Here is a 24,548-nt window from a genome sequence, read left to right as displayed (position 1 = left end):
CCTGATGAAGTCTATGCGGAGAGGGGGGAATCAATTCTAGGCATTCGCTGCACTGCCGCTTAAGCCCGTTTCCCCAGCTGGTTCCTGAATCAAGCCAGTAACCGGATCAGGCAGCAGGATTAATGAAGGCGTCTTATTGTAGGGAATTGGTTCCAGATCAGGCTGCTCTTCACTTACCGGTTCAGGAGGCTCGGCGTTTTGGACTTGTGAACGGGCGTTGATCGAACCGGAGGTGCCAATTTGCAGGACGGATGAGTTGGTCATATTATTGATCCGGATCAAATGTATGGTAATTGTCTGGTGAACCGTATAGCTCATAATCTCCCTCATTTCTTAACCCAAGCCTCCAACCTGGTCCACAAGATCGGAATCCATGGTATTCGTACTGCTCGCCGAGTTATTCGTGATAACCGTTCCTATGGAATCACCAACCGCAAAGGAGTTAGCGCCGCCATACTGCTTATTATCGCTATTCAGCACTACTGCAGCTGTGTTTCCAATGAGTACAGTGGAGCTGGCACTGACATTGACAATTTTTAAGTTTCCGATGATGGAAACCACAGGCTTCACCTCTAATCTCAAATGGATGGATGATTCGCTCCATTTTTTCGGGTTGCAGAATATTGTATGTGGATGGAAGCCCAGATGTCACTCTCCAACATGAGCCTACATAAGCTGTGAAAAAGGGGATAAGGGCGGCGAAGTGCATGGATACCAAAAATGGCATGAATCTGGAATGGCTTGGGGAAGATCCTTTTTTCAAAAATCTATTCCCGTTCAAGGATTTCAAGGAGCAGTTCAAGCTGGACCCGTCTGAGGTTGACAAATACGTCGAGGATGCCATCAGCAAAGCGATGTCCGGCAATAGTCTCTTGGATGCAGGAGCAGTAGGCAGTAGGAAAATGAATCATGAAATTATGGATACACATCATTTCATCATTGTCAAAATTAGAGTTCCCCGGCAAATTCACCCCGAAAACCTGTGGGTGCAGGTAAGCCGCACCCAAGTCAAATTTAGCGGCCATGAGGAGGAACAGCCGCAGATTATAACATTAGGAGCTCCCGTAAATCCGCTAAAAAGCAGCGCTACCTTCAAGCTGGGATCTTTGCAGGTGAAGATGCCTAAACTCAAGAGCGGAGGCTTTCATGACGTAGCGATCCGGTACTTATAGGATACTGGTGAAATCCCTTTGAAAACAGCGTATAATTTATGTTATACGCTGTTTTGATTTTAAACGATTATGTTCTAACTACATAGGCTAGCGATCAAATGATAGATTCAATTCTATGACCAATTTTGATATCAGCTGTGATAGAATTAGATTTTGCAGAGAAAGAGGGGCGTCACATATGCCGGATTCCCTTAATGAATGGTATGCCGACGAACTTGAGGCCTTCCTGATTTGGATGAAAGACGCAGGATATACGACTTATACTCAAAAATCCTACTTAAGCGATGTACGGGAGTTCCTGAGCACATTAGGTGGTAGAGAACTGAAAAGTGTGAAGAAGTTTCACATCGTGTCTTTCTTATCTTCCGTTCGGGAGAGGGGAGTGAGCGATTCAACGCGGAACCGGAAGCATGCTTCGGTCAGCTGTTTTTTCAAGGCGTTAATCGAACTAGAGCTGTATAAGGACAATCCTGCTGCAGGGATCAAGAAATCCAAAATGGACAAGCACCGCGCTCCCGTATTTCTGGATGAAGATGACTTGGGAAGATTTATGCAGTCCATTGAAGGCAAGCACAGGCTCCGCAATCTGGCGGTGTTCCTGTTGATGGCGTATATGGGCCTGCGGGTTGGAGAGGTTCACTCACTTAACCTTGCCGATTACAATCCGGAACGCAGGTTGTTAAACGTGTACGGAAAAGGCCGGAAATGGCGCTCGGTACCAGTTCCTGAAGCTGTAAGCCAAGTGCTGCAGCTGGCCGTAAATGAGAGGCTGAACCCATGGAGAGCTAAAGAGACGGCAATGTTTATCTCCCAAAAAGGCCGAAGGCTGTCAATCCGGTGTATACAGCAGATTGCGGCAGATACGTTTGCGCGGTTCCAGCAGCAGATTCCTCCCGAGCGAAGAGTGGCATATTCCAGTCATAAGCTGAGACACTCTTTTGCCACGATGCTGCTAAGAAAAGGGGCCGATCTTCGGACCGTGCAGGAGCTTCTCGGCCATTCATCGATTCAAACTACGACGATATATACCCATATTACGAGCCGGGAGAAAGAAGAGGCCGTAGGCAGATTGGATGTAAAAATTCCACTTTAATCAAACATGTTAACATAATAAAAGTTATGTTAACTTATCGCTGCACTAAATTCATTTACTCTATATAAAGGAGCTTATTCATGCAATTCTCAATTCAATTTTTGTCCTTCTTTGTCATCCAGGTGGAAGGGAGTGAGTCCCAAGGCACCCGGTCCTATAAGCATTACCAGACTATGGATGGCTATGAATACGTGGACAGCGAAATTAAGAAGTTTCTGGATGGGGAATTTACCAGAATCGCAAAACGGAAGGTGGAGAAGAACCCTTCTGTTGAGCAGGCGCCCACCAAGATAGGGACCTTCATCGTGGAACCCGGCCACGAATTGGACAGCAATCCGAACTTCAATCTATTCACCCGGCTCCGGGCGGCAAGTGAGAAGGAGGACTTCAAGAATGCGTGTGACGATCTAATGCGCAGTTATTTGGATACCAGTGCGGTACGTGGAGGTGCCATGATTATTGTGCAAGCAGAGCTGGCCACCCACTCCGATACGCCAATCATTTTCCTGCTGAAATGTGATTTCGAACAGAAAATCGCCCGGATTTCTGATGAAAAGAGCCTGGTTAATCAGGTAGAGATGGCGATCAGTGCACGGAACATGAAATCGATCCAATATCCGTATATGCCGGAAGAAGGGATGTTCGAGGAATGGGAGCTTAAAATCCATCAGTCCTCGCATGCCCGTTATTTCGAGGATTTTCTAAAGTTCGTTACTTATGAGCAGTCGATTCCCGAAATCGTAAATGACCAGGTGCTGAATTTCGTTCAGGATTACGTGGAGACGAAGTGGCCGGATGAAACTCATGAGGAGCGCCAGTCTGTGGAGCGGGAGTTAGAGTTCTGGGCGGCGAGTGAGAAACGGGATATTCAAGAAAAATGGGAGCCGGAAGCTGTAGTTGAAGCTGCTGAGAGGATTATTGAGATCAAACCCGAAATTGAGCTCAAGTTCCGTTTGGGAGATACTATGGTCCGGGGCAGACTCGCAGACTTCGGAGAGCAGATCCATATTGCCAAATTAAATGGACGTTATGCTGTAGTCCTGGAAGGGGACTCGTTCGTTTTTGATAAAGGATTCTCTCCTGTGGAGCTGCTTCAGCCAGAATCCTTCGACGTGGTGGCCAAGAGAATTTTGGAGAAAAAGACGGAAGAAACTGAGGATTTATAATGAAGATGAGGGTCAAAATTATAGCAAAATTATATAATTCATATCATTAATTAATTTAGTTAATTATATTAATTATAAGGAATAACTCTTATATGGCGCGAATTTATCAAGCTTTAACAAATTATTTATCCAGATGTTGACTATTGTTCTGATCCATGCATATAATAGCAGCAACCTTTTAATTTACTGGCTGTGAAAAGGAGCCGGTTTCGGTTGATTATGACCCAGAGAGCGGGAAGCACGCTGAAATTTCCGCCATAATGCCGATACCCACTCGCCTTGGAGCTGCTGTTCTGAACGGATATTTATCCCCTAAGAACAGCCGGATGGCACCCGTTAACGTGCATCAAGGTCCAGCAGCACTTTAATCTGGATCTCCTGAGGCAGCGGTCCCTATGGATCTGCTGTGAACATGGGTGGTACCACGGAAGATAACCCCTTTCGTCCCTGTAATGCGTCTTATATTGGCGCAGGGATGATAGGGGTTTTTTTTATATTCAAATACGACATTCGCAATGACAAGGAGCAGGCAGGCGGGCACTTAAGCCCAGAGAGCGATGAGCACGCTGAAATCATCGTCTTAATCCCGAAGCCGACTCGCCTTGGAGCTGTTCTTTTGAAGCCTGCTTAGCGCCTAATAATAAGGCAGGTTAGGGGGAACCGGTTGGCACCCGTTAGCGTGCAGAATTACGGTTCACACCGTAATTCATTGAGGCTGCAGATAATCTCTGCAGCAAAGCCTGGGTGGTACCGTGGAAGAAGAACCTCTTTCGCCCCAGCTGCAGTCTAATCTGCAGCTGGGGATGAAGGAGGTTTTTTCTATAAAATTACAAGAAAAGGTGGAATGAACATGCGCAAAATTTATGTACTGGACACAACGCTGCGGGACGGGGAGCAATCGCCAGGAGTTAGCTTGACCTCTCAGGAGAAGGTGGAGATTGCCCTACAGCTGGAACGGCTCGGAATTGACCGTATTGAAGCCGGCTTTCCGATCACCTCCAAAGGCGAAGTAGCCAGTGTGCAGGAGGTGGCCAAGGTCATTCAGAATGCTACGGTTGTCGCTTTTGCCCGGTCAAGGGAACAGGATATTGATGCGGTCAGAGAAGCCTTGAAGGATGCGGCGGACCCTTGCCTGCATCTGTTCCTTGCGACATCGCCAATCCACCGGGAATACAAGCTTAAGATGGATAAAGCCAAAGTGCTGGATACTCTTGAAGCGGCAATCCGGTATGGCCGTAAATACTTTGACAAAGTAGAATTCTCCGCTGAGGATGCCAGCCGCACAGAAGTGGATTTCCTCTGCGAGGTTACGGAGCGCGCCATTCGGGCTGGTGTCACGGTGGTCAACCTGCCTGATACGGTCGGCTTTGCGACTCCTGAGCAGTTCGGACGCATATTTAAGACAGTGAAGGAGCGGGTAGCCGGGATTGAACGAATCCAGCTAAGCACCCACTGCCATGATGATCTTGGGATGGCAACCGCGAATACGCTTGCGGCGATTGATGGGGGCGTGGATCAGATTGAAGGCACAATCAACGGGATTGGTGAACGCGCCGGCAATACAGCGATCGAGGAAGTGGCCCTGGCTCTTGAGACCCGGAGTGACAGTTATGGCGGAGCGAAGACCACGCTCAATTTAAGCGAAATTTACCGTACAAGCCGGCTTGTCAGCAAGCTTACCGGCATTACCGTACCAGGGAATAAAGCCATCATAGGGGCGAATGCTTTTGCGCATGAATCGGGAATCCATCAGGATGGGATGCTGAAGAACCGGCAGACCTATGAAATTATCACACCTGAGACGATCGGAGTCCGCGCCAGCAAGCTTGTGCTCGGCAAGCACTCTGGGCGCCATGCGTTTAAGGAGCACCTGATCGATCTTGGTTACACCTTGGATGAGGAGCGGCTGAATATTGCTTTTGCCAAGTTCAAGGATCTGGCTGACCGCAAGAAGGAAGTGCTTACGGAGGATATCCGGGCTTTGGTTATGGAGAATGTCACAGAGGGACCAGTGCCTTTCAAGCTGGACAGCATGCAAGTCTCTTATGGCAACCGTTCGCTGCCAACAGCCGCCGTGCGCATACTTAAAGAGGACGGGGGGAGCGTCGAAGAGGCTTCTGTGGGGAATGGGTCTGTTGATGCGGTATATCGCGCAATTGAGAAGGCTACAGGGCTTGTCACCGAGCTTGAGGATTACAAGATTCATTCGGTTACCCAAGGAACAGATGCGCTTGGAGAAGTGCATGTTGTGATTCGGATGGGGGAGGATACAGCTGGGGGCCGGGGAATCAGTACGGATATCATTGAAGCCAGTGCCAAAGCCTATCTGGATGCGATGAATCGGCTTGCCGTGCGGCAGAGCGGCCCGGACCGGGAAGGAAATATAACGATCCAATCCTAGCTGGCCGCGGCAGGTTAGACGGAGCGTTATAGCCGGACAGAAAGAAACAAGCGGCCCGCTGGAAAAGGGGCCGCTTGCCTTCTGTGATCTTAAAGCTCAAGCTTCTCGATTTCAGATTTCAATTTGTTTGCAGAAGCCTGCAGTTGTTCCATCTCTTTGTCGGTCAAATTAAGGTCGAGAATTTGTCTCACCCCTGAGCGGTCCACAATACTCGGTACTCCAAGATAGACATCAGAGATTCCATTATAGTCTGTGAGCAGCGTAGACACGTTAAGCACAGAGCCCTCATCCTGAAGAATGGAGACTACAATCCGGTCAAGGGCGAGCGCAATCGCATAAGAAGTGGAGCCTTTAGCATTAATAATCTCATAGGCGGCATTCTTCGTCCGTGAGAAAATATCTTCACGCTCTTGTTCTTCGAATTCAAGCCCAACTCCAGCCACGTTGGCAAGACTCCAGAGTGGAAGCTCGGAATCCCCGTGCTCACCAACGATATGGGCATGAATGCTGCGTGGGTTAATGCCTTTGCTCTGGCCGATCAAATAGCGGAAGCGGGCGCTGTCGAGCAGGGTGCCTGAGCCGATAACCCGGTTGGTGGGGAAGCCGCTCTTTTTCCAGGATACATAAGTTAGGATATCTACAGGATTGGTGGCTACAAGGATAATTCCATGATCGTTGTACTTCACGATATTCTGAATAATGCTGTCGAATATACCGGCATTACGCTTTAACAAATCGATTCTTGTCTCTCCTGGACGCTGGGACGCCCCAGCAGCAATAATAACAATATCTGCTCCAGCGCAATCGCTGTAATCTCCGGCCCATAATTTAACTCCTCCTGTAAAAGGAAGACCGTGGTTCATATCAAGTGCTTCTCCTAGTGCTTTCTCATGGTTGGCATCAATCAGGACAAGCTCGGATACCCGTTCTCTGAGCAGCAGGGTGTAAGCCGTGGTCGCTCCGACAGCTCCTGTTCCAATAATTACAACTCTGCTTGAACCCGTTTTGGATGGTTTCATTAAAATCATCTCCTTGGCAAGATCGTTATTATGTGTGATCAATCAGCCTACTCTCCCCATTTTTACCCGATAAGCATCAGATTACAACGCGATGTTTAAATTATGTAAGCGAGGAAGAAGCAGGATAACTCTATTGTACACAAAAATGACAAATAATAAATAAAAGTTAACATAATATATATTATGTTAACTAATTAGCCATTTACTAATAGTTTAGGAGATTGTAACCATAGGTGTAACCTTTCTGTAAGATTCCTCATCTATAATTATATTATCCTATTGATATAACATAGAGAGAGGAACACGGTGAACATCATCATGGAACGCAGTAACAAGACACGCAGTGAGAGAGCTCAGCTGGGAAGAAAGAAACGCAACAGACTTATCATAGCCGTCAATCTGGTACTATTGGGTGCTATAACAACGACAGTTATCCTTACATATAATATGAAACAGGATAAGTCAGGAGCGGAGCTTCCAAAGCTTGCCGCCGTCCACTCCAAGGAACCTCAAAAAGTAGATGCTGGTGTTAAGAAGACGAATGATGGTGGACCGTCAGATCAGAAGAAGAGCCCGAACACCGTGAAGCCTGTTGGGACGGAAGATTCCAAGCGAAATCAGACGAACAATGGCAAAACCCCGGACAGTGGTAATAACAAAGCGGTAATCTCGGGGGGGAACAATAAACCGCAAGTCCTAAACGCTGACTCAAATCAAAAAACTAAAGTAGTGTACCTCACTTTTGATGATGGACCTAATGAATATACGGAGCAGATTCTCAATATTCTTAAGGAAAATGAGATTCACGCCACCTTTTTCATGATCGGAACCCAGCTTCGTGATAATCAGTCTTCAATTGAACGGCTGCTCAAGGAGGGACACTATGCCGGGCTGCACAGCATGAGCCACAACTACAACAAGCTATACAAAAACGGAGGTTCCAGTCATTTTATTGATGAATTTAAACAGGAACAGGCCCTGCTCTACAAGCTGACAGGATTTAAAGCCACATTAATCCGTGCTCCCTACGGAAGTGCCCCGCAAATTGGATATAACTTTCGTACGGATATAGCTCATGCAGGTTTCAAAATGTGGGATTGGACCGTAGATTCCCAAGACTGGAGTTATACCGGCAAGCCGGATAAGGTGGTACAACAGGTAAAACGGCAAATTCACCGGAAGCAGGAAATCATCCTGATGCACGAGAAGAAGCAAACGGTTCAAGCTCTGCCGCGGATTATCGCTTACTTGAAGCAGAAAGGATACTCCTTTGCAGTATACAAGCCTGACCATCACATCGTGTCTAACTTCGGGAAAGATACAAGATTGTGACCATGATTTGCGGTTAGATAGATAGATTATGCTATAATATATTGATGTACCTACAATTTTATATTTACTACAATTCTGAGGAGGGAACAGACTTTTGACCTCTTGGCGCTCAATAACCTTGATTATGCTCGTTATGAGTCTACTGTTAACGGCCTGTACTTCTGATAAATCCAATGAAGCTCTGATTCCACCCAAAGACGAAATTCAGGACTCCGGACAGACAATTACCGTAATTAATCAAAATTCCAACAGCAAGATTAACGAAAACGCCAAGTCTCCGGACAAGCAAAAATATCAAATTCAGACCCGGTTGTCTGATTTTCAGCTTATATCCGATACGACGGGGATTGCATGGGGTTCCACCCGCAATGAACTGCGCCTTTATCTAACCCAGGATAACGGCAAAGTGTGGACCAATATATCCCCTTCGTCATCTGTTCAATTTCAGAGCAACCCTCAATATGGCAAGGATATCTTCTTTATTGATTCGCAGACAGGGTGGGTGGTTCGCAACTCACTCGGATCAGCGGAAACGGTAGTTCTGCGTACGGTGGATGGAGGAGCCAGCTGGAAACTGGCCTCATTGCCACAGCAGGCCAAATCCATCGCAATTTTTTTTGTCTCCAAGAATGTCGGATGGATCATCACAGAGGATGATCTGAATGCACCGGACATGCATAAGACACTTTACCGGACCAAAGATGGTGGGGTGAGCTGGGAGAAGATTATGGACAGTTTGATTGGCCAAGATGGGAAGAGAGATAACTCCAGTCCGACTTTTGGGGCACTCAGCGGCATGGTATTCACCGATGAGCTTCATGGTTATGCCACCTCCATTCTGAATGGCATCCCGCATCTGCACAGAACGACAGACGGGGGGATGAGCTGGAAGGAGAACACGAACTTCTTTAACAAGGACAAGTATCAGGGCTGCTCCAGATTTATCAGCAGCGCCCCGTATTTCTTCAGAGGTGGAACTCAGGAAGGCTGGATTTCGGTTGGCTGCAACAGTAAAGCCCAGACGAAATTTAATGCATATTATACGAAAGATGCCGGTGAAACTTGGAATTTCGTTTCGTTTCCTATCGGCTGGCAGACTGGAGTGAATCAGATGCTGTCGCCTACTTTCCTGAACAGCAAAGAGGGATGGGCGTTGCAGTCCAATAAGGTTTATCATACAACGACCCAGGGTACCAAATGGCAGGAGCTGCCTGAGAGCTCAGTCTTGAAACAAACGATGACAAAATATCCGGAAGTTGTGAAATTTCAGTTCTACTCTTCAAAAGTCGGGTGGCTGCTTGTTCAGAATAACGATCTCAAACGTTCTCTTCTGCTGCAGACCCAGGACGGTGGAGTCCACTGGCACGTGCTTTGAACAAGCCGTGTCAGTTTTTTTGTAATTTGTCCTTTTTTCGGGTCAAGGGAATACAAGATTGCCAGGCTAGCGCATATACATGGATAGTGCGGGAAGCAAGTGCTTCCTCCGGCGCAGTAGAAAGGGGGCAGAAATCATGCATTCTGGCTTCGAAGTCTTCGACATCGCCGGTACGTTCCTACCTATTTTTCTCATTGTTCTCGTATCTATCGCGCTCTTAACCGTATCTGGTGGGGTGTACCGCTGGTTTCGAAACAGCAAGCAGCCTGTGCTCAGTGTCTATTCCATAATTAGCAGCAAGCGAACCATGGTCGCACATCATCATGACCAGAATTCCGCTGCGCATCATTCCAGCACAACGTATTATGTGACGTTTGAGGTTGAAAGCGGAGACCGTCTAGAGTTCCGCGTCAGCGGGGAAGAGTTTGGCCAGTGTGCTGAAGGAGATGAAGGCAAGCTTACCTTACAGGGGAGCCGTTATCTGGGTTTCAAGCGGACTGAAAGAATGGTTGCGGGCGCGTTTCCGAATTACAGAAATGACAGGCGCCATTCCAATATGTATTAATTACGTCTGACCCTTGTCCTACCCGATAAGGACGGGGGTCTTTTTATCATCATGGAGGCTTCAGATTGCTTAAACAGTAGGTAACAAAGGGCAGGGCTGAATAGCAAATGAGTAAAAACTAACCCCCAGGCGCCAGCCTGAGGGTTAGTCTGCTTTAAGCAAGCTTTGGAATTCGCGATCCGATAAATCTGCCGGCTATCCTGTAACCTGCTCTGGCTTGATTAATTGATTCAAGAGCTTCAGGGCAACCTTACGGCCGCTGGAGAAGGCTCTTTCGGCGAGTTCGCCTTTACCTTCACATCCGTCGCCGCAGAAGTAGAATGGCACATTCGGGAGATGGTTAGGGAGGAGACGGTTCGTGCTGATATTCTTGACACTGGACACCATGGCTTTCTTGGATACCCGCTTGACCTCTACAGCCTCGCGCCAACCTGGGTAATACTTGTCGAACAGGGACTCCATGCCAGCAGTCTTCTTCTCCAGATATGCTTTACGCTCATCCTCATCCTTGAAGTCGTCATTCAAATAGGCGATTCCCTGCAGAAGCTGGCCGCCAGGAGGAACAACGGTATAGTCAGTTGCAGATACATCGCTGATGAACATCTTGTTGGTCATATCGCTGATATAGTGGAACGGGCGGGCGACGATTTCCTTGAAGCCCAAATCGTAAACCATAACTTCAGTGGATGTGTTGTTCTGATACGGTTCTAGATACTGTGCCCATTCCGAATTCTCAAGCAGCTTCACGGCTTGCTGAACGGGAGTCGCGATGATGACCTTGTCAAATACTGCGGCTTCCTGGGCTTTCGTCTTCAATATGAACTGGCCGCCTTCTTGCGTGATGGATTCTACAGGCTCTTTCAAGGCGATGTTCCAGTTCCCGTTGCGGTTAATCTTGTCCTGAAGCTGATCGGTGATGGTTGCCCAGCTCCCGAGGATATAATTGACCGGCTTGGAAGAGAGGAAGAGGTTATGATAGTATTCTGCAATCACTTCGCCTGAGACCTTGCGGGCATCCCCGGGGGTGATGAAGAAATTCGAGCAGACCAGGTGCTGCCACAGTTCTTTGACATCCTCAGCCGCATTGGACTTATCCAGGTAATCACCCAGAGTCGGATAGTTCTTCAGGTGATGAACATTTCCGATAATCGCTGCGATTTCGGCCACAAAACGTACTTTCTCCATTGCGGTCAGAACGTCGGTTTTCATAATATTCACAAAATCAAGAGGAGCGGGGGTGAGGTGATCATTCTTCGCATACACGACTTTGCGTTTGTCAACCTGCTTGCTCTCAAATACCAGTCCTAGATCCTCTTCCATATGATGAAGCGTGTGGCGGTCGATTCCATAGACCGCATGTGCTCCATAATTAAGGGTGAAGCCGGATTTCTGATAAGTAAAAGCCCGGCCCCCGAGCTGCGGGCTGCGTTCAAATACAGTGCCTTCCAATTCGCGGTTTTCAGATAGATAGGCGGCGGCGGTCAAACCAGCTAAACCTCCACCGATAATTGCGATTTTCATGAAAGTACCTCCTAAAAGTTCTGCCGACTTATAAAGCACTTCTCTATGAAATGAACTAAAGAGATGAACTTAACAGCCGTTTTAGTTCAGTCCAAAATGTAAGAGTAATTTACAGATTCTTTTTTAGTATATGCTATTCATGAAAGCGCGTCCATAGGAATAGACACGAAATGTACATACTTGGTATCGCAATCATTTCCTGTGTGTAAATCAAAATTTCGAGAAGAAAAAGTGTATTTTTTAGTCACAAAATGGGCGAATGCACATAGGATATACCGTTGATGAAGAGTTTTGAAGGAGGAAAGCCGCGTGGCGGTCATCAAAGCAAACTCAGAAGATGTCAAGCTGCTGGCACGGTTGATGCGCGCCGAAGCCGAGGAAGATCAGGAGCCCGGCATGCTGATGGTGGGCAATGTGGGGGTGAACCGGATTCTGGCGGACTGCCTGGACTTCAAGAATATCCGGACCATGAATCAGATGGTGTTCCAGTCTCCAGGGGGATTTGAATCTACCCAGAAGGGCTACTTTTACCAAAAAGCGCGGGACAGAGAACTCAGACTCGCCCAGCGCGCCATCGGCGGCGAACGGACCTGGCCGGCCACAAACGCGCTGTGGTTTTTCCGCCCGCAGGGAGATTGCCCGGACACGTGGTATAACCAGGCCAATACAGGCAGGTACAAAGCGCATTGCTTCTTTGCACCAACGGCTGAAGATTGTCCGAGTGTGTATTAAGAAATTCCAACCTATATCCGAGGAGGAAACAGACAAATGTATAACCCGCAATATCGTCCGGTGACTTATAAGGTGGGCGGCGCCACTATGGGGTCCACAATGGGACCTACAATGGGCTCTGGTATGGGACCTACTATGGGACCTGGTATGGGAACGAACATGCCAAACATGGGTACGAATATGCCTAATGTGGGCACGAACATGGGAACTTTTCCACCCGTAGCCAGCGGTAATCAGATCACACCGCAAGGGACCATTGTGGCCACACCACCATCTTTAACTGAGCAATCTTTTATCGAGAATATCCTACGTCTGAATCTTGGTAAAGTCGGTACGTTCTATATGACGTATGAGAACAACCGGGAGTGGAATGCCAAGATCTTTAAGGGTGTGCTGGAAGCCGCTGGCCGCGATCACATTATTATCAGTGATCCGAACACAGGTGTGCGTACGATTCTGCTAATGGTCAACCTGGACTTTGCCACGTTTGATCAGCCGCTTGTCTATCAATATCCTGGTGTTATTGGGAATCCCCCTGCACAAGGAACGCGCTGATCCATTAACTTACCGCTGTAGTCCCCTTTGGCATGCTGGCCGGGGGATTATTTGCGTACAGCTTAAGGATTCCCGGTCCTTTATCGTAGGACCCGAATAAATATGTGGGTGACCCTAACGTCGAAGTGACATATCCCGAAATTTGACTGTGTAAGGTATAATTATATAATAATATGGAGTGAACTTCGTGAATGTTCATACTTGCAGGAAGTTTAACTCTAGATTTATTAATTTGGATTCTATACCGCGAAGGAGGTGCACCTGTTCGCCGCGCAGCCTAGCTGTGGACAGGAAACGTATTGGACAGTGACCCTTTACCAAGTATTTTGCAAGTGGGACTTATTTTAGTTTTAGTGATTTTAAACGGATTTTTTGTATCAGTTGAATTTGCCTTGGTCAAAATCCGCAGCAGCCGGATTGAAGCCCTGGCTGAAGAGGGGAACCGCAGCGCTCGCATTGCCAGAGGAATGGTAAGCCATCCGGAAGCCTATCTCTCGGCATGCCAGCTGGGAATTACCTTATGCTCACTCGGTCTCGGATGGCTGGGCGGCCCGTTAATCGCCTCGATGCTGATGCCTTTATTTGCCTGGCTGGGCTGGGGAACCGCCTTCGTCCATGGTGTTTCGTTTACGGTGGCCTTCGTTCTGATTGCCGTTATGCATATCGTGTTGGGTGAACTTGCACCCAAAGCCATTGCTATCCGTAAAGCGGAGAACATCACCCTGCTGTCGGCCGGTCCGATGTCTATCTTTTACCGGATTGCTTATCCCTTCATTTGGGTCCTTAACGGACTTGCGAATACGCTGCTCCGTCTGCTGCGTGTCGACCCTGCATCCGATCAGGACAATGTCCATACTGAAGAGGAGATTCGGGTGCTTATGAAGGAGAGCAGTGAGAGCGGACTGCTGGACAGCACGGAGCTTACACTTGTGGACAACATCTTCGAGTTCGCTGATACAACCGCAAGGGAGATCATGATCCCCCGCACGGAAATGATCTGTTTATATTCACAAAATACACTTGAAGAAAATTTGGAAATCGCGCTCGAAGGTATGCGTACCCGTTATCCGGTATGCGACAATGATAAAGATCATATTATTGGCTTCATTCATATCAAAGACCTGATTCGTACGGGAAGCTCGGACTACCGGGATTTGCTCAGGCCGATGATGACCGTTCCCGATTCTATTCCCATCAGCGATCTGATGAAACGCATGCAGCGTGGAAAGACACAGATTGCGCTTCTGATTGATGAGTATGGAGGCACCTCCGGAATTGTGACTTTGGAGGATATCGTGGAGCAGATCGTCGGAGAGATTCAGGATGAATTTGACGAGGAACGCCCTGGTTTTGAACAGATCAGTGAACATATCTATTCCATTGACGGCTTGATGCTGATTGAGGCCGTGAATGACCGTTTTGGCCTTGAAATGGACTCCGATGATTATGACACGATCGGTGGCTGGCTGTATTCCAGAATTGAAGTGCTTCCCCCTAGAATCGGACAGTCTGCCGAATTTGAGGGACACACCTTTATTGTCGAAGAGACAGACCAGAAGAGAATATCGCGGATTAAGCTGCTCAAACAGGAGCTCTTGCCCTTGGAAGAAGCAGGTGCATAGCCATTTCTCAGTTGAACCCAGCATATTCATTTGCTGGGTTTTTCATCTGTACCCAAATACATATACAATATGTGCCGCATCACTATGTAGTGACTTTAGCGCGTTCACGTTATAATGTGATAAGGAAGGAGTGAACAGATTTGGCTTTTCGACTTGATGTGCAGTTTGAACCGGTTCATGAACTGATAAACAGCCTTCATGCATACATTTGCAGAAGTTCTTATAAGAAAACGGATCTTTCATCAGCTTGGGCTGAAGCTGCCCGGATGAAGTTGACTCCCGAATTCGCCACAGCTTTAAGCGAAATGGCGATTGATGCGGACTGGAAGCTTACCTTCCTGCTCGTTCATTTATGCCCGGACAAGTCCGATGTTACGGGGTTTCTTAAGTGGCTGGAGAGTCTGAGCCCTGGGGATATGTATGAGAAGATCGCCGAATACAGCAGTTATTTTCCCGACAACATGAGCAGCTTCCGAGCCAGAACGCTTCGGGTCTTCGAAGAGTGGAATCATGCGTACTTCAGCAGCATTAACCCCGATATCCTCATCTCCTTGCAGGAAGAGAAAAGAAGGAGACTTGAGCAGCTTCCCAGCCTTTCCACCGAGCAGTTTGTTGATACGACAACTAACGGGCTGGTGTTTAAGCCGATTCAAGGACTGGAGGAAGTGATTCTAATTCCCCAGTATCATTTTCAGCCCATTAATGTGATTAATTACTACGGCAAGCTAACCTTATGCTGTTACTCGGCAAGGGTGTATTTCCCTGAGAACAAGGATGTAATGAATCCGCAGAATTACCGGATGCTGCGCAGTATAGGCGAGAAGAGCCGTCTCAAGATTCTCCGGTATTTACATCAGGGGCCCCGAAGCTTCATCGAGATTGTCAGGCATATGAAGCTGTCCAAGGGGATTACCCACGACCACATCTCCAATCTAAGGAGGGCTGGATTGATCTATGCCCACTTCGAGGGGGAGACGCTGACCGAATATAGTTTGAGACCGGGAGCCCTGGAGGAGATCCAAAAAAATCTGCTGGAATATATAAGCGGGGAATAAATCAGTCAAAGCCTTTTCTTCCTTAGGGAGAAAGGGCTTTTTATGTATGCTTTAAGAACAAAATTTTCTGTAAGTGGAGAAATTTGTGTCAGTTCTCTCTTTACAGAACCAGGACGGATACTTATAATAGCTGTATCGATCACAATACATAGTTAATTGATCGGAATATATTATATTCATTGGCATAGGGGAGGATACTATGAAAAAAAGCACACTTTTACTATCTTCACTAATCCTGGCGAGCTCATTACTGTTCAGCGCTTGCTCTGATAATCAGGACGATGCTGCACCGGCATCTGGAGCCGCAGCAGTAACGAATCCAACAGCGACAACGACAACGGGCTCCGCCTCGTCGGAGCAAGCAAATGGCCAGGTCATCCAAGCGGCGGACCTGTCTAAGCTTCCGGAAGCCGCCAAGAAGCGGACGGATACCATTATTGCGAGTCTGACCGATCCTGCCGGAGCATTTGTCCCCTATTTTACCCAGAGCGGGTATGACGGTAATGTCAATTCACAGCTGCAATCCTCACTCGTCACTACGGATGACAAAGGTGTACCTGCACCAGATCTGGCCGAGAAATGGGACATCTCGCCGGATAACTTAACGATTACATACCATTTGCGCAAAGACCTGAAATTTAGTGATGGCTCCCCAGTCACTGCGGATGACGTAGCTTTTACATGGACTATTCTTCACGATAAAGCATACTCCGGGGATACAGCAGTCGATGTGATTCATGTGAAAGGGGGAGCTGACTACAAAGCCGGTAAAGCCAAAACGGTCTCCGGCATTAAGGTGATTGACCCGCTAACCATTTCGGTTACCTTGGAACAGCCAAATGCGACCGCTCTTACTACGCTGGGTGGCCCTGTACTATCAAAGGCTTATTACGGAAAGGATTACAAATTCGGCAATCTTGATTACATAAAGAAGCTGTATTTGTCTCCGGTGGGAACAGGACCTTATACGCTGGAGAAATTCATACCTGGTCAGGAAGTGCGTTTTGTGGCTAATCCGTATTATTACAAAGGCAAACCCAAAACGGAGCATTTCATCTATAAAACGTCTGAAGGGGATACTTGGCAGTATTTGGAGACTGGAGAGATTGATTTTGCCAGTTTCAGTGCCACCCAGGAGAACATTGATAAGTTAAAAGCTCTGGGCTTCGCCAACATTCTATCTTACACCCCAAGCTCGTATGGATATCTGCAGTTAAATCTTGAACATGAACAGTTGAAAGATAAGAAGGTAAGGCAGGCCCTAACCTACGGTCTTGACCGCCAGAGCATTTACGTGGATGCTGCTCAAGGTGCTGGGGCTATCGCTAACATTCCTGCATCACCCATATCCTGGGCTTATACGGAGGAAGGAATTAACCCGTATAAACATGATTTGGAGAAGGCAAAGCAGCTGCTCGATGAGGCTGGATGGAAGGCGGGGTCAGATGGAATTCGGGTGAAGGATGGTAAGAAGCTGACGATTCATTTCCTGGGTTCAAAGAACAAAGGGACCGATATCTTCATTCCGATTGCAAAAGAGAATTTCCAAGCGCTGGGCATCGACTTCCAGCCTGAAGTGTTTGCAGACTTTAATGCGCTGGTCTCTAAAGTGGAAAGCAAGGATTATGACATGGCCAGCTTCTCTACACCGATGCTGAGTGATCCTTCTGACGGGCTGGCTATGTTCCTGCCGAATGGAGATGTGAAAGGGTTCAACAATCCGAAATTTACCGAGCTCTACAAGCAGTCACTTGCCACTACGGACATTGAAGCACGCAAGAAAATTTACAAAGAAATATTCCAGCTTCTGAACGATGAGCTACCGGTCATCTTTACCAGCTACAAAAAGACGGTATATGGCTATAATGGCCGGATTCAGAATCTTAGCGTAAGCCCGTTTAATGGAATTTCTGAAAGTTTGCCTGAATGGTCCCTCAGCAAGTAACCATGAATTTGTTCCCGCTCCGCAAAGCTTGAGTTAGGGTGGAGCGGGGAATATAGATGAAGGAGCCGGTCATGAGCACGTATATTTCAAAAAGATTTATCTATATGCTGGTTATCCTGCTGGCTGCGTCTTTTCTGGTCTTTAGCCTGTATGCCCTTACCCCGGGGGATTTCATCAGCGGGAATATGAAGTTATCCCCGGAGAGGAAAGCGGAGCTCAGAGAGATTTACGGCCTGAACAAACCGCTGCTGGAACGCTATTTGATTTGGATGAAGAACGCTCTGCACGGTAATTTCGGTTATTCTTTGTCCCAGCAGACCCCGGTATTGACTCTATTTAATCAATATATCTGGAATTCGTTTCTGCTTGCGGTCGTTTCTACATTTCTGACCTGGGTCATTGCGGTCATTATTGGGGTGATTGCCGCCTATAAGCAGTATTCCTGGTTCGATACGCTGGTGATGATTGGTATTTTTGCCGCCATGTCACTGCCGTCCTTCTTTATCGGATTATTCCTTATTAAGACCTTGGCCGTTGATCTTCATTGGCTTCCGCCAGGAGGAATGCTCACTACTGGAAGCAACTCCACAGGGCTTGCTTATGTCAAGGAAGTGATTCAGCACATGACCCTGCCTGTAATTGTGATGACGCTGCTGGGGCTGGGCTCGCTGACCCGGTATTTCCGCAGCAACATGATTGATGTCATCAAGCAGGACTATATCCGCACGGCGCGGGCCAAAGGGCTTAGCGAGCGAAAAGTGCTGTTCACGCATGCGCTGCGAAATGCCCTCCTGCCTGCGATCACGCTGGTTGGATTTGAGCTTCCGGCTCTGTTTGGAGGCTCGCTGATTATAGAGAAAATTTTCAACTGGCCAGGGATCGGCCAGCTGTATATGCAATCCTTCGGCTTAAGGGATTACCCTCTGCTCGTAGGGTTCACCATGCTGATCGCGGTATTAACTGTGATTGGGACGCTTCTGTCGGACATTCTCTATCATGTGGCCGATCCGCGCGTCAAGCTGCAATAAGGAGGTTATCACCATGTCATCTATAGGCCGTGAGATTACCGCGGGAGGATCAGCCAGACAAGAGCGTGCGAAATCATCGATCTGGAGACAATCCATGCAGCGGCTGCTTCGGAACAAGCTCGCTGTTATTGGCCTCGTTGTGGTAGTTATTATGTTCCTGGCATGTTTTATAGGACCGGTCTTCTCTCCGTATGCCAGCAACAAAATTCATATGAATATCATGAACCGTCCCCCTAATATGAGGCATTGGCTCGGTACGGACGGACTGGGCAGGGATGTCCTGACGCGTGTTCTTCAAGCAGGGAGAATTTCACTCACTGTAGGGCTGGCCTCTATGGTATTGTCCGTTTTGATTGGCTCGCTGCTTGGAGTAATCGCCGGGTATTTCAGAGGAATTGTCGACCAGTTGATTATGCGGATTGCGGATCTTCTGCTGACGATCCCTGGACTGCCGCTGCTGTTTATCTTCGGGGCTCTACTCTCGGAGTGGAAGGTGCCGACAGAGTACAGGATGTACATCGTAATGGTCATGCTTAGTCTAATAGGCTGGCCTTCTCTTGCCCGTCTTGTGAGAGGGCAGATGCTGAGCCTGCGGGAGAGGGAGTTCATGCAGGCTGCGACTATCCTAGGGTTAAGTGCGAAGCGTAAGCTGTTTCATCATCTGCTTCCGAACATTGTGCCGCTTCTGATTGTTATAGCCACCTTGAATATTGGGGGCTCCATCCTGATGGAGTCCGTGCTGAGCTTCTTTGGACTCGGCGTTATGCCCCCGACGGCAACGTGGGGGAACATGATTGATGCGGCAAACAATATGCTCGATTTCCAAAACCGTCCTTGGCTCTGGATTCCTCCGGGGTTATCGATATTTATCACGGTTATCGCAATCAATATTTTTGGCGACGGTCTGAGGGATGTGCTGGACCCGAAAAAGAAGAAGTAGGTGGACATCTGATGAACGATTTACTGAATATTGAACATCTAAGCACACATTTCAAAACAGAAGAAGGAACGATCAAGGCGGTTGATGACATTAGTCTGCATGTCCGCAAAGGGGAGACGGTATGCATTGTGGGAGAGTCCGGCTGTGGCAAAAGCATTACGGCGATGTCCATCATGGGGCTTATCGAGGGTCCGGCGGGGAAAGTGGCCGGTGGATCGATCCATTTTGACGGGCGTGATCTGACCAAGCTGAACAGGCATGAGCTTCGCCATCTGCGGGGGAATGAGATCGCCATGATTTTTCAGGAGCCAATGTCATCTCTGAATCCCGTGATTACGATTGGCGAACAGATTGTGGAACCCCTTCGGGTTCATCTGAACTTAAGCCGCCGGGATGCGCACACCCGGGCTATTGAGTTAATTGAACAGGTGGGAATCTCCCGTCCTGAGCAGATTTTCCGGAGCTACCCGCATGAGCTTAGCGGGGGCATGCTGCAGCGGATTATGATTGCGATCGCAATCTCCTGTAACCCAAAGCTGTTGATTGCTGATGAGCCGACTACGGCCCTGGATGTTACGATCCAGGCGCAAATCCTTGATCTGCTTCGCAGATTCAAAGAGGATTCGGACATGTCCATTCTGCTGATTACCCATGATCTGGGGGTTGTCGCTGAAATGGCGGATTATGTCATCGTTATGTATTCCGGCAAAATTGTCGAAGAGGGCGAGGTTACCCAGCTATTTGCCAACCCGAAGCATCCTTATACGCAGGGCCTGCTTCGATCTAAACCGGTGATTAACCAGCGTCAGGATGAGCTGTATTCGATACCCGGGCAGGTGCCGAATCCGTTGGAGCTTCAGCCGTCCTGCTATTTTCACGATCGCTGTGAGCATTGCATGGCTGTGTGCCGTATAGAAGAACCAAATCTGAAGAAGGTTGGGGAACAGCAGAAGGCAGCCTGTTGGCTGTACGAGGAGGCGAAAGTGTATGCCTGAGCAGCTGCTCGAGGTTCAACATTTGAAGAAATATTTCCCTGTGAAGTCCGGTCTTCTGAACAGAACTACGGGTTATGTTAAGGCGGTTGACGATGTCTCCATTACGATTGGACCAGGGGAAACCTTTGGATTGGTAGGCGAGTCCGGCAGCGGAAAAAGCACAGTAGGCCGAACCATCGTCAGATTAACGGATAAGACGAGCGGAGAAGTGAAATTCAAGGGAATCGATGTCTATAATCTTGCCCCGCAGGAGCTTCGGAAGCTTCGGCCCCGAATGCAGCTGATCTTTCAGGACCCTTACAGCTCTTTGAATCCAAGGGTAAGGGTAGGTGATGCGATTGGTGAAGCGCTTCTCGACCATGGCCTGGCTGACCGGGGAGAAATCCGGGAGCGTGTTCAGGAGGTGCTCGCATCATGCGGCTTGTCGGCTTACCATATCGACCGGTTCCCGCATGAGTTCTCAGGCGGTCAGCGGCAGCGGATTGGCATCGCCCGGGCGCTGATCTTGAACCCGGATCTCATTATTGCGGATGAGCCGGTCTCGGCGCTGGATGTCTCGATCCAGGCCCAGATCATTAACCTGTTCCGCAATCTACAAGAGACCAGAGGGCTTGCCTATTTATTTATCTCCCATGACCTTAGTGTTGTGGAGCATTTATGCACCCGGATCGGTGTTATGTATTTAGGCTCCATGGTTGAGACCGCATCCAGAGATGAACTGTTCCATAATCCGCTTCATCCCTATACGAAGGCGCTGCTCTCAGCTGTGCCTGTTCCTATCCCCAAATTAAAGAGGGAGCGGATTGTTCTTAAAGGGGACATCCCGAGTCCGGCTAACCCGCCGCACGGCTGCAAGTTTCATACCCGGTGCCCATTTGCGGAAGCGAAATGCAGGGAGGAAGTGCCCGATTTCCGCGATGCCGGCGGCGGCCATTATGTGGCGTGTCATTTAGTATAAGAGAGAAGCGCTGATAATCCTAACAACTTACGCTAATTTTCAACATTTTTTTGCTAACTATGTAACTACTCTTCTTTCAATGATGTTAATTAGTTGTAGTAATCATATAAATAAGGAGAGTAGATTAGTTATGAAGGTTTCAAAACGATTGGCTTCATCTGCAGTACTGTCTTTCATCTTGGTGTTCATGCTGCTGGCAGCACCAGTAAGTGTGGGTGCGGAAGCGAGTAAGGGCCCTGCGCTCACATCCCCGCCGCCGCAGGAGACAAATACATATATCCTCGGAGCAGCTAACAAGTACTTATATGGGGGCAATGTACTCATTGAGTCAAATGGGTCACTCAAAGTAAAATGTACTGCGGAGACGATTGCGAATCAAAAGGTAGAATCCATGGGCATCATATTTACCCTGCAGCGGTGGACAGGCACGAATTGGGAGGATGGGCCTTCAGTGAATTTAAGCGACTCTAATGTAAGCAACTTGAAGGGCTACGCTAACTTTGAGGTTAAGAGCGGGTACTATTATCGTGCGAAGGCCGTACTTTGGGTCAGCCAGGGCGGAATCTATGAACAGTCCGTTGTCTACAGCAATTCACTTCTTGGCAGCTAAACGAGTCTGCTAGCATGACAAGTCAGGGGCCGTCGCAGAGACGGTCCCTGATTTTTGTTTTGATTAACTCAATTACCGATTTGATTCGCGGCCTGCAGAAGTTCTTCTTCCGTTAGGGCTCCGTACATATGAATATAGATATTATCCTCCATAAATTTAATCTGGGGGAGCTCTCCACCGGAAAAAAAAGCTTTGCTCCCATTATCAAGCTTAATTTCACGTGTATCTACCGTGCTGGTTGAGTTGATGCTCCGGTTGCCTTCCATTCTTCTCATACTGATACAGAATAGCTTCGCATCCTTCGTCTTGTATCTGAATTCAATCCATCCCGCTGGCTTATCCCTCTCTGTCTGGAATAAAGAGATGTTCTCCAACTGAAACCGTGAAGGTAGAGAAGGAAGATTAGGAAGGGGGAATGACAGACTGCGCTTCGCTTCTTCTAACGTGACCAGCTGAGGCTCCAGCTTATCTACTTCACCCAGCGTGATGAAGGCTTTGCTCTGATCCTCACGATCCACGTCAGGAGGAGGAGCGGTCTTCGCGTGGGTCGTATCAACGTACGTATCTTTGCCGAAGACCACTTGAATCAGTCCCGTTCCCATTTGCTTGATTTGCTGATAGAAAGGCGATACGGCTTGGGTCATTAGCGGAGGCGAGAAGAGCAGGGCTCCCAGTGTGATGGATGCGGCAACAACGCTGAACCACTGCATTTTGGTTCTGATCCGGTTTCGCCGTTTCTCCATGTCCAGCTTCTGTTTTACTTCAAGCCAGGAAGTCTTCTTCTGCTCTTCAGTAGGTACTGAATATTGAGGGGCCCTGGAGAGGGCATCATGAATCAGCTGATCCAGCTGTTCATTACAATCTGGATCCCACCTTGTTGAATTTCTTCGCATCGATCTCACCCCATTCCTTTTTCAGCATCTTCTTGATACTCTCTCTTGCCCGGTAAAGTCTCTGTCTGACGACATCTTCATCCGTATCCAATTCATCTGCGATCTCTTTATAAGTAAGGCCCTGCTTCCATCGATACTCAACGAGCTGACGGTATTCTGGCTTCAGCCTCTCCAGACAGCTGATAATAGCTTCTTCCAGCATTTTGGCCTCGACGGTCTGCTCGACGGAAGGCTCCGGGTTATAAGGTTCTGTATTTATAAAAACACTGTCCGAATCTAAATGGTTACGAAATTTTTTATTTTTTCTTAAATAATTGATCGCTGTGTTCCTGGTAACAACCTTTAACCAGGCTTTCATTTTTTGTTCGCTTTCAAAGGCGGGTTTCTTGCGAATGACTTTCAAAAAAGCCTCTTGGATAACATCCTCAGCTGCCGAATGATCCCTCACGATATACAAGATCATGCCATACACGAGCTCGTAAAAATTGTAGTATACCTGCTCCTGAATGATCTCATCGAGATCATGGTAACTGGCAGCCAGAAGATAGATCAACTTCTCCGGCATGGTAATCCCCTCTCTACCTGCAATGCTTATTTAATACATAAGAACCACCTGAACCTAGTTGGCAGTATCGACAGATGGATGAGTGGGTGGTGTGCTTTAGTCATTTTACCTCATTTTTCCTTGTAAAGATATGTATTACGAGAAAGTGTCACAGCTGCATAGCTGACAAAAAGAAGGCACTTCCAGGCGGAAGTGCCATTCATCCTATTATTACTGAATCCGATTATTCCTCGTCAGTGGACATGGAATTGTAGTCTTTGACATTTCTTTTGGCGGCCATGGCTGGAGAGTCCGAGTTTCCGTATTCCTGGACCGTGTGCCAGGCATCCGCATCGTCAAAACGTCCGGCATCCTGCTGCCGATGCTCACCAGCCCCCTTGGGTGGAAGCGTCATTACCTGCTCTTCAATAGGCCGATCGTCCGATAGCTTACGTTCAGGCGTGTGGTCAATACAGAAGGCCGTATAAGGGAGGGCCTGCAGGCGCAGATAAGGAATCTCTTTTCCGCAGACTTCACAGGTCCCGTATTCACCGGATTTAATCCGCTCGAGGGCATGATTGATCTGCTCAAGCTCCCACTCCAAATTGTCATCGATCGCCATGTCCCGGCTCCGCTCGAACGTTTCGGTGCCGACATCGCCTGGATGGTTATCCACCGCGGTTAGTTCCCCCGTCGAAGCACGAAGCGATTCATTATGATCAACCTCGGTATCATCTCCTTCGAAATGATGCTCGAGCTCTTGCTTCTCTTCCAGCAGGCTCTGTTCCAGCTTGTTCAGTTGTGAATCGGTTAAATGGCTCATTGTGGCTTCCTCCTGTCTCTGATATATCCTTACTTACCCTCCGGCCCGTTGTTATGACGCAGCTTCGCTTGAAGCGAAGAGATGAGAACTGCAGTTTTGTAAACGCTGATGCCGCTTCTTGTTTCCACAGTATATTTGCTTAATTTGCAAATTAACATGAGGTTTACCTCCACTTGAAATGCTGCTGATGATGCCCTCCTACAA

General features: G+C 48.1%; 25 protein-coding genes. 17 read left to right on the top strand and 8 right to left on the bottom strand.

Annotated elements, in window-relative coordinates; genetic code table 11:
* Positions 1 to 36: 36 nt before the first annotated feature.
* Both KJS63_RS00645 and KJS63_RS00640 read right to left on the bottom strand, forming a co-directional pair.
* A complete protein-coding gene (locus KJS63_RS00645; RefSeq protein ID WP_244862456.1) occupies positions 37 to 330 on the bottom strand; it encodes a spore germination protein GerPB in 294 nt (97 codons plus the stop codon).
* A gap of 3 nt (positions 331 to 333) precedes the next feature.
* On the bottom strand, positions 334 to 561 hold the full coding sequence (locus KJS63_RS00640; RefSeq protein ID WP_068617571.1) for a spore germination protein: 228 nt from the start codon (positions 559 to 561) through the stop codon (positions 334 to 336).
* Between the two features lie 146 nt (positions 562 to 707).
* On the opposite strand from KJS63_RS00640, the gene KJS63_RS00635 reads away from it, so the two are divergent.
* The 4 genes from KJS63_RS00635 (at position 708) to KJS63_RS00620 (ending at position 5,832) form a co-directional block, all read left to right on the top strand.
* Positions 708 to 1,172, top strand: a complete 465-nt coding sequence (locus KJS63_RS00635; RefSeq protein ID WP_213617520.1) for an Hsp20/alpha crystallin family protein — start codon at positions 708 to 710, stop codon at positions 1,170 to 1,172.
* Between the two features lie 178 nt (positions 1,173 to 1,350).
* Entirely contained in the window at positions 1,351 to 2,265 is a 915-nt protein-coding gene (locus tag KJS63_RS00630; RefSeq protein ID WP_213617519.1) for a tyrosine-type recombinase/integrase, read from the top strand.
* 80 nt (positions 2,266 to 2,345) lie between these two features.
* Entirely contained in the window at positions 2,346 to 3,431 is a 1,086-nt protein-coding gene (locus KJS63_RS00625) for a DUF3900 domain-containing protein (protein WP_213617518.1), read from the top strand.
* Positions 3,432 to 4,281: 850 nt separating this feature from the next.
* A complete protein-coding gene (locus tag KJS63_RS00620) occupies positions 4,282 to 5,832 on the top strand; it encodes a 2-isopropylmalate synthase (protein ID WP_213617517.1) in 1,551 nt (516 codons plus the stop codon).
* Positions 5,833 to 5,921: 89 nt separating this feature from the next.
* Here KJS63_RS00620 and KJS63_RS00615 read toward each other — a convergent pair whose 3' ends face one another.
* Positions 5,922 to 6,851 carry an L-lactate dehydrogenase gene (locus KJS63_RS00615; protein WP_068622229.1) on the bottom strand — a complete coding sequence of 310 codons (930 nt, stop codon included), beginning with the start codon at positions 6,849 to 6,851 and terminating at the stop codon, positions 5,922 to 5,924.
* Positions 6,852 to 7,157: 306 nt separating this feature from the next.
* Between KJS63_RS00615 and KJS63_RS00610 the strand changes: the two genes are divergently transcribed.
* The 3 genes from KJS63_RS00610 (at position 7,158) to KJS63_RS00600 (ending at position 10,123) form a co-directional block, all read left to right on the top strand.
* Positions 7,158 to 8,183 carry a polysaccharide deacetylase family protein gene (locus KJS63_RS00610; protein WP_244862455.1) on the top strand — a complete coding sequence of 342 codons (1,026 nt, stop codon included), beginning with the start codon at positions 7,158 to 7,160 and terminating at the stop codon, positions 8,181 to 8,183.
* Positions 8,184 to 8,277: 94 nt separating this feature from the next.
* Positions 8,278 to 9,558, top strand: coding sequence for a VPS10 domain-containing protein (locus KJS63_RS00605; RefSeq protein ID WP_213617516.1), 1,281 nt, complete (start codon positions 8,278 to 8,280; stop codon positions 9,556 to 9,558).
* Positions 9,559 to 9,694: 136 nt separating this feature from the next.
* The gene (locus KJS63_RS00600; protein ID WP_213617515.1) at positions 9,695 to 10,123 is read left to right on the top strand and encodes a DUF2500 domain-containing protein; all 429 of its coding nucleotides are present in this window, start codon (positions 9,695 to 9,697) and stop codon (positions 10,121 to 10,123) included.
* Between the two features lie 195 nt (positions 10,124 to 10,318).
* Here the strand turns inward: KJS63_RS00600 and KJS63_RS00595 are convergent, their stop codons facing one another.
* A complete protein-coding gene (locus tag KJS63_RS00595; protein WP_213617514.1) occupies positions 10,319 to 11,644 on the bottom strand; it encodes an FAD-dependent oxidoreductase in 1,326 nt (441 codons plus the stop codon).
* 309 nt (positions 11,645 to 11,953) lie between these two features.
* Between KJS63_RS00595 and KJS63_RS00590 the strand changes: the two genes are divergently transcribed.
* The 10 genes from KJS63_RS00590 (at position 11,954) to KJS63_RS00545 (ending at position 22,084) form a co-directional block, all read left to right on the top strand.
* Positions 11,954 to 12,376 carry a cell wall hydrolase gene (locus tag KJS63_RS00590; RefSeq protein WP_068617586.1) on the top strand — a complete coding sequence of 141 codons (423 nt, stop codon included), beginning with the start codon at positions 11,954 to 11,956 and terminating at the stop codon, positions 12,374 to 12,376.
* Positions 12,377 to 12,412: 36 nt separating this feature from the next.
* Entirely contained in the window at positions 12,413 to 12,931 is a 519-nt protein-coding gene (gene gerQ / locus KJS63_RS00585; RefSeq protein ID WP_213617513.1) for a spore coat protein GerQ, read from the top strand.
* 323 nt (positions 12,932 to 13,254) lie between these two features.
* Positions 13,255 to 14,553 (top strand): hemolysin family protein, encoded by a 1,299-nt coding sequence (locus KJS63_RS00580; RefSeq protein WP_213618284.1) that lies wholly within the window; start codon positions 13,255 to 13,257, stop codon positions 14,551 to 14,553.
* Between the two features lie 140 nt (positions 14,554 to 14,693).
* Positions 14,694 to 15,608 carry an ArsR/SmtB family transcription factor gene (locus KJS63_RS00575; protein WP_213617512.1) on the top strand — a complete coding sequence of 305 codons (915 nt, stop codon included), beginning with the start codon at positions 14,694 to 14,696 and terminating at the stop codon, positions 15,606 to 15,608.
* Between the two features lie 199 nt (positions 15,609 to 15,807).
* Positions 15,808 to 17,553, top strand: coding sequence for an ABC transporter substrate-binding protein (locus tag KJS63_RS00570; RefSeq protein ID WP_213617511.1), 1,746 nt, complete (start codon positions 15,808 to 15,810; stop codon positions 17,551 to 17,553).
* Between the two features lie 71 nt (positions 17,554 to 17,624).
* The gene (locus KJS63_RS00565) at positions 17,625 to 18,581 is read left to right on the top strand and encodes an ABC transporter permease (RefSeq protein ID WP_213617510.1); all 957 of its coding nucleotides are present in this window, start codon (positions 17,625 to 17,627) and stop codon (positions 18,579 to 18,581) included.
* 13 nt (positions 18,582 to 18,594) lie between these two features.
* Complete coding sequence (opp4C, locus tag KJS63_RS00560; protein ID WP_213617509.1) at positions 18,595 to 19,521, top strand: oligopeptide ABC transporter permease; 927 nt, start codon at positions 18,595 to 18,597, stop codon at positions 19,519 to 19,521.
* An 11-nt stretch (positions 19,522 to 19,532) separates the two neighbouring features.
* A complete protein-coding gene (locus tag KJS63_RS00555; RefSeq protein ID WP_213617508.1) occupies positions 19,533 to 20,516 on the top strand; it encodes an ABC transporter ATP-binding protein in 984 nt (327 codons plus the stop codon).
* A complete protein-coding gene (locus KJS63_RS00550; RefSeq protein ID WP_213617507.1) occupies positions 20,509 to 21,474 on the top strand; it encodes an ABC transporter ATP-binding protein in 966 nt (321 codons plus the stop codon). Before KJS63_RS00555 ends, KJS63_RS00550 begins: the two co-directional genes overlap by 8 nt.
* A gap of 130 nt (positions 21,475 to 21,604) precedes the next feature.
* Positions 21,605 to 22,084: a hypothetical protein gene (locus KJS63_RS00545; protein WP_213617506.1), complete on the top strand. Its 480-nt coding sequence runs from the start codon at positions 21,605 to 21,607 to the stop codon at positions 22,082 to 22,084.
* A gap of 68 nt (positions 22,085 to 22,152) precedes the next feature.
* Here KJS63_RS00545 and KJS63_RS00540 read toward each other — a convergent pair whose 3' ends face one another.
* From KJS63_RS00540 to KJS63_RS26385, 4 genes are all read right to left on the bottom strand, one after another.
* The gene (locus KJS63_RS00540; protein ID WP_213617505.1) at positions 22,153 to 22,977 is read right to left on the bottom strand and encodes a hypothetical protein; all 825 of its coding nucleotides are present in this window, start codon (positions 22,975 to 22,977) and stop codon (positions 22,153 to 22,155) included.
* Positions 22,940 to 23,542, bottom strand: a complete 603-nt coding sequence (locus KJS63_RS00535) for an RNA polymerase sigma factor (protein WP_213617504.1) — start codon at positions 23,540 to 23,542, stop codon at positions 22,940 to 22,942. The genes KJS63_RS00540 and KJS63_RS00535 overlap by 38 nt, the downstream gene beginning before the upstream one ends.
* Positions 23,543 to 23,765: 223 nt before the next feature.
* Complete coding sequence (locus KJS63_RS00530; RefSeq protein WP_213617503.1) at positions 23,766 to 24,344, bottom strand: TraR/DksA C4-type zinc finger protein; 579 nt, start codon at positions 24,342 to 24,344, stop codon at positions 23,766 to 23,768.
* 29 nt (positions 24,345 to 24,373) lie between these two features.
* Positions 24,374 to 24,502, bottom strand: a complete 129-nt coding sequence (locus KJS63_RS26385) for a hypothetical protein (protein ID WP_280520764.1) — start codon at positions 24,500 to 24,502, stop codon at positions 24,374 to 24,376.
* Between the last annotated feature and the right edge of the window lie 46 nt (positions 24,503 to 24,548).

Source organism: Paenibacillus sp. J22TS3 (assembly GCF_018403205.1).
In the GTDB taxonomy this organism is placed as follows: domain Bacteria; phylum Bacillota; class Bacilli; order Paenibacillales; family Paenibacillaceae; genus Fontibacillus; species Fontibacillus tuaregi.
Note: the sequence above shows the minus strand (reverse complement) of the source record. Positions and strands in the feature narration are given on the sequence as shown.

What these genes read in the sequence shown, in the direction of transcription:
- KJS63_RS00645 (WP_244862456.1), bottom strand. Translation starts at nt 330, where the DNA reads ATGAGGGAGATTATGAGCTATACGGTTCACCAGACAATTACCATACAT.
- KJS63_RS00635 (WP_213617520.1), top strand. Translation starts at nt 708, where the DNA reads ATGGATACCAAAAATGGCATGAATCTGGAATGGCTTGGGGAAGATCCT.
- KJS63_RS00630 (WP_213617519.1), top strand. Translation starts at nt 1,351, where the DNA reads ATGCCGGATTCCCTTAATGAATGGTATGCCGACGAACTTGAGGCCTTC.
- KJS63_RS00625 (WP_213617518.1), top strand. Translation starts at nt 2,346, where the DNA reads ATGCAATTCTCAATTCAATTTTTGTCCTTCTTTGTCATCCAGGTGGAA.
- KJS63_RS00620 (WP_213617517.1), top strand. Translation starts at nt 4,282, where the DNA reads ATGCGCAAAATTTATGTACTGGACACAACGCTGCGGGACGGGGAGCAA.
- KJS63_RS00615 (WP_068622229.1), bottom strand. Translation starts at nt 6,851, where the DNA reads ATGAAACCATCCAAAACGGGTTCAAGCAGAGTTGTAATTATTGGAACA.
- KJS63_RS00600 (WP_213617515.1), top strand. Translation starts at nt 9,695, where the DNA reads ATGCATTCTGGCTTCGAAGTCTTCGACATCGCCGGTACGTTCCTACCT.
- KJS63_RS00595 (WP_213617514.1), bottom strand. Translation starts at nt 11,644, where the DNA reads ATGAAAATCGCAATTATCGGTGGAGGTTTAGCTGGTTTGACCGCCGCC.
- gerQ (WP_213617513.1), top strand. Translation starts at nt 12,413, where the DNA reads ATGTATAACCCGCAATATCGTCCGGTGACTTATAAGGTGGGCGGCGCC.
- KJS63_RS00570 (WP_213617511.1), top strand. Translation starts at nt 15,808, where the DNA reads ATGAAAAAAAGCACACTTTTACTATCTTCACTAATCCTGGCGAGCTCA.
- KJS63_RS00565 (WP_213617510.1), top strand. Translation starts at nt 17,625, where the DNA reads ATGAGCACGTATATTTCAAAAAGATTTATCTATATGCTGGTTATCCTG.
- opp4C (WP_213617509.1), top strand. Translation starts at nt 18,595, where the DNA reads ATGTCATCTATAGGCCGTGAGATTACCGCGGGAGGATCAGCCAGACAA.
- KJS63_RS00555 (WP_213617508.1), top strand. Translation starts at nt 19,533, where the DNA reads ATGAACGATTTACTGAATATTGAACATCTAAGCACACATTTCAAAACA.
- KJS63_RS00550 (WP_213617507.1), top strand. Translation starts at nt 20,509, where the DNA reads ATGCCTGAGCAGCTGCTCGAGGTTCAACATTTGAAGAAATATTTCCCT.
- KJS63_RS00545 (WP_213617506.1), top strand. Translation starts at nt 21,605, where the DNA reads ATGAAGGTTTCAAAACGATTGGCTTCATCTGCAGTACTGTCTTTCATC.
- KJS63_RS00540 (WP_213617505.1), bottom strand. Translation starts at nt 22,977, where the DNA reads ATGCGAAGAAATTCAACAAGGTGGGATCCAGATTGTAATGAACAGCTG.
- KJS63_RS00535 (WP_213617504.1), bottom strand. Translation starts at nt 23,542, where the DNA reads ATGCCGGAGAAGTTGATCTATCTTCTGGCTGCCAGTTACCATGATCTC.
- KJS63_RS00530 (WP_213617503.1), bottom strand. Translation starts at nt 24,344, where the DNA reads ATGAGCCATTTAACCGATTCACAACTGAACAAGCTGGAACAGAGCCTG.
- KJS63_RS26385 (WP_280520764.1), bottom strand. Translation starts at nt 24,502, where the DNA reads ATGTTAATTTGCAAATTAAGCAAATATACTGTGGAAACAAGAAGCGGC.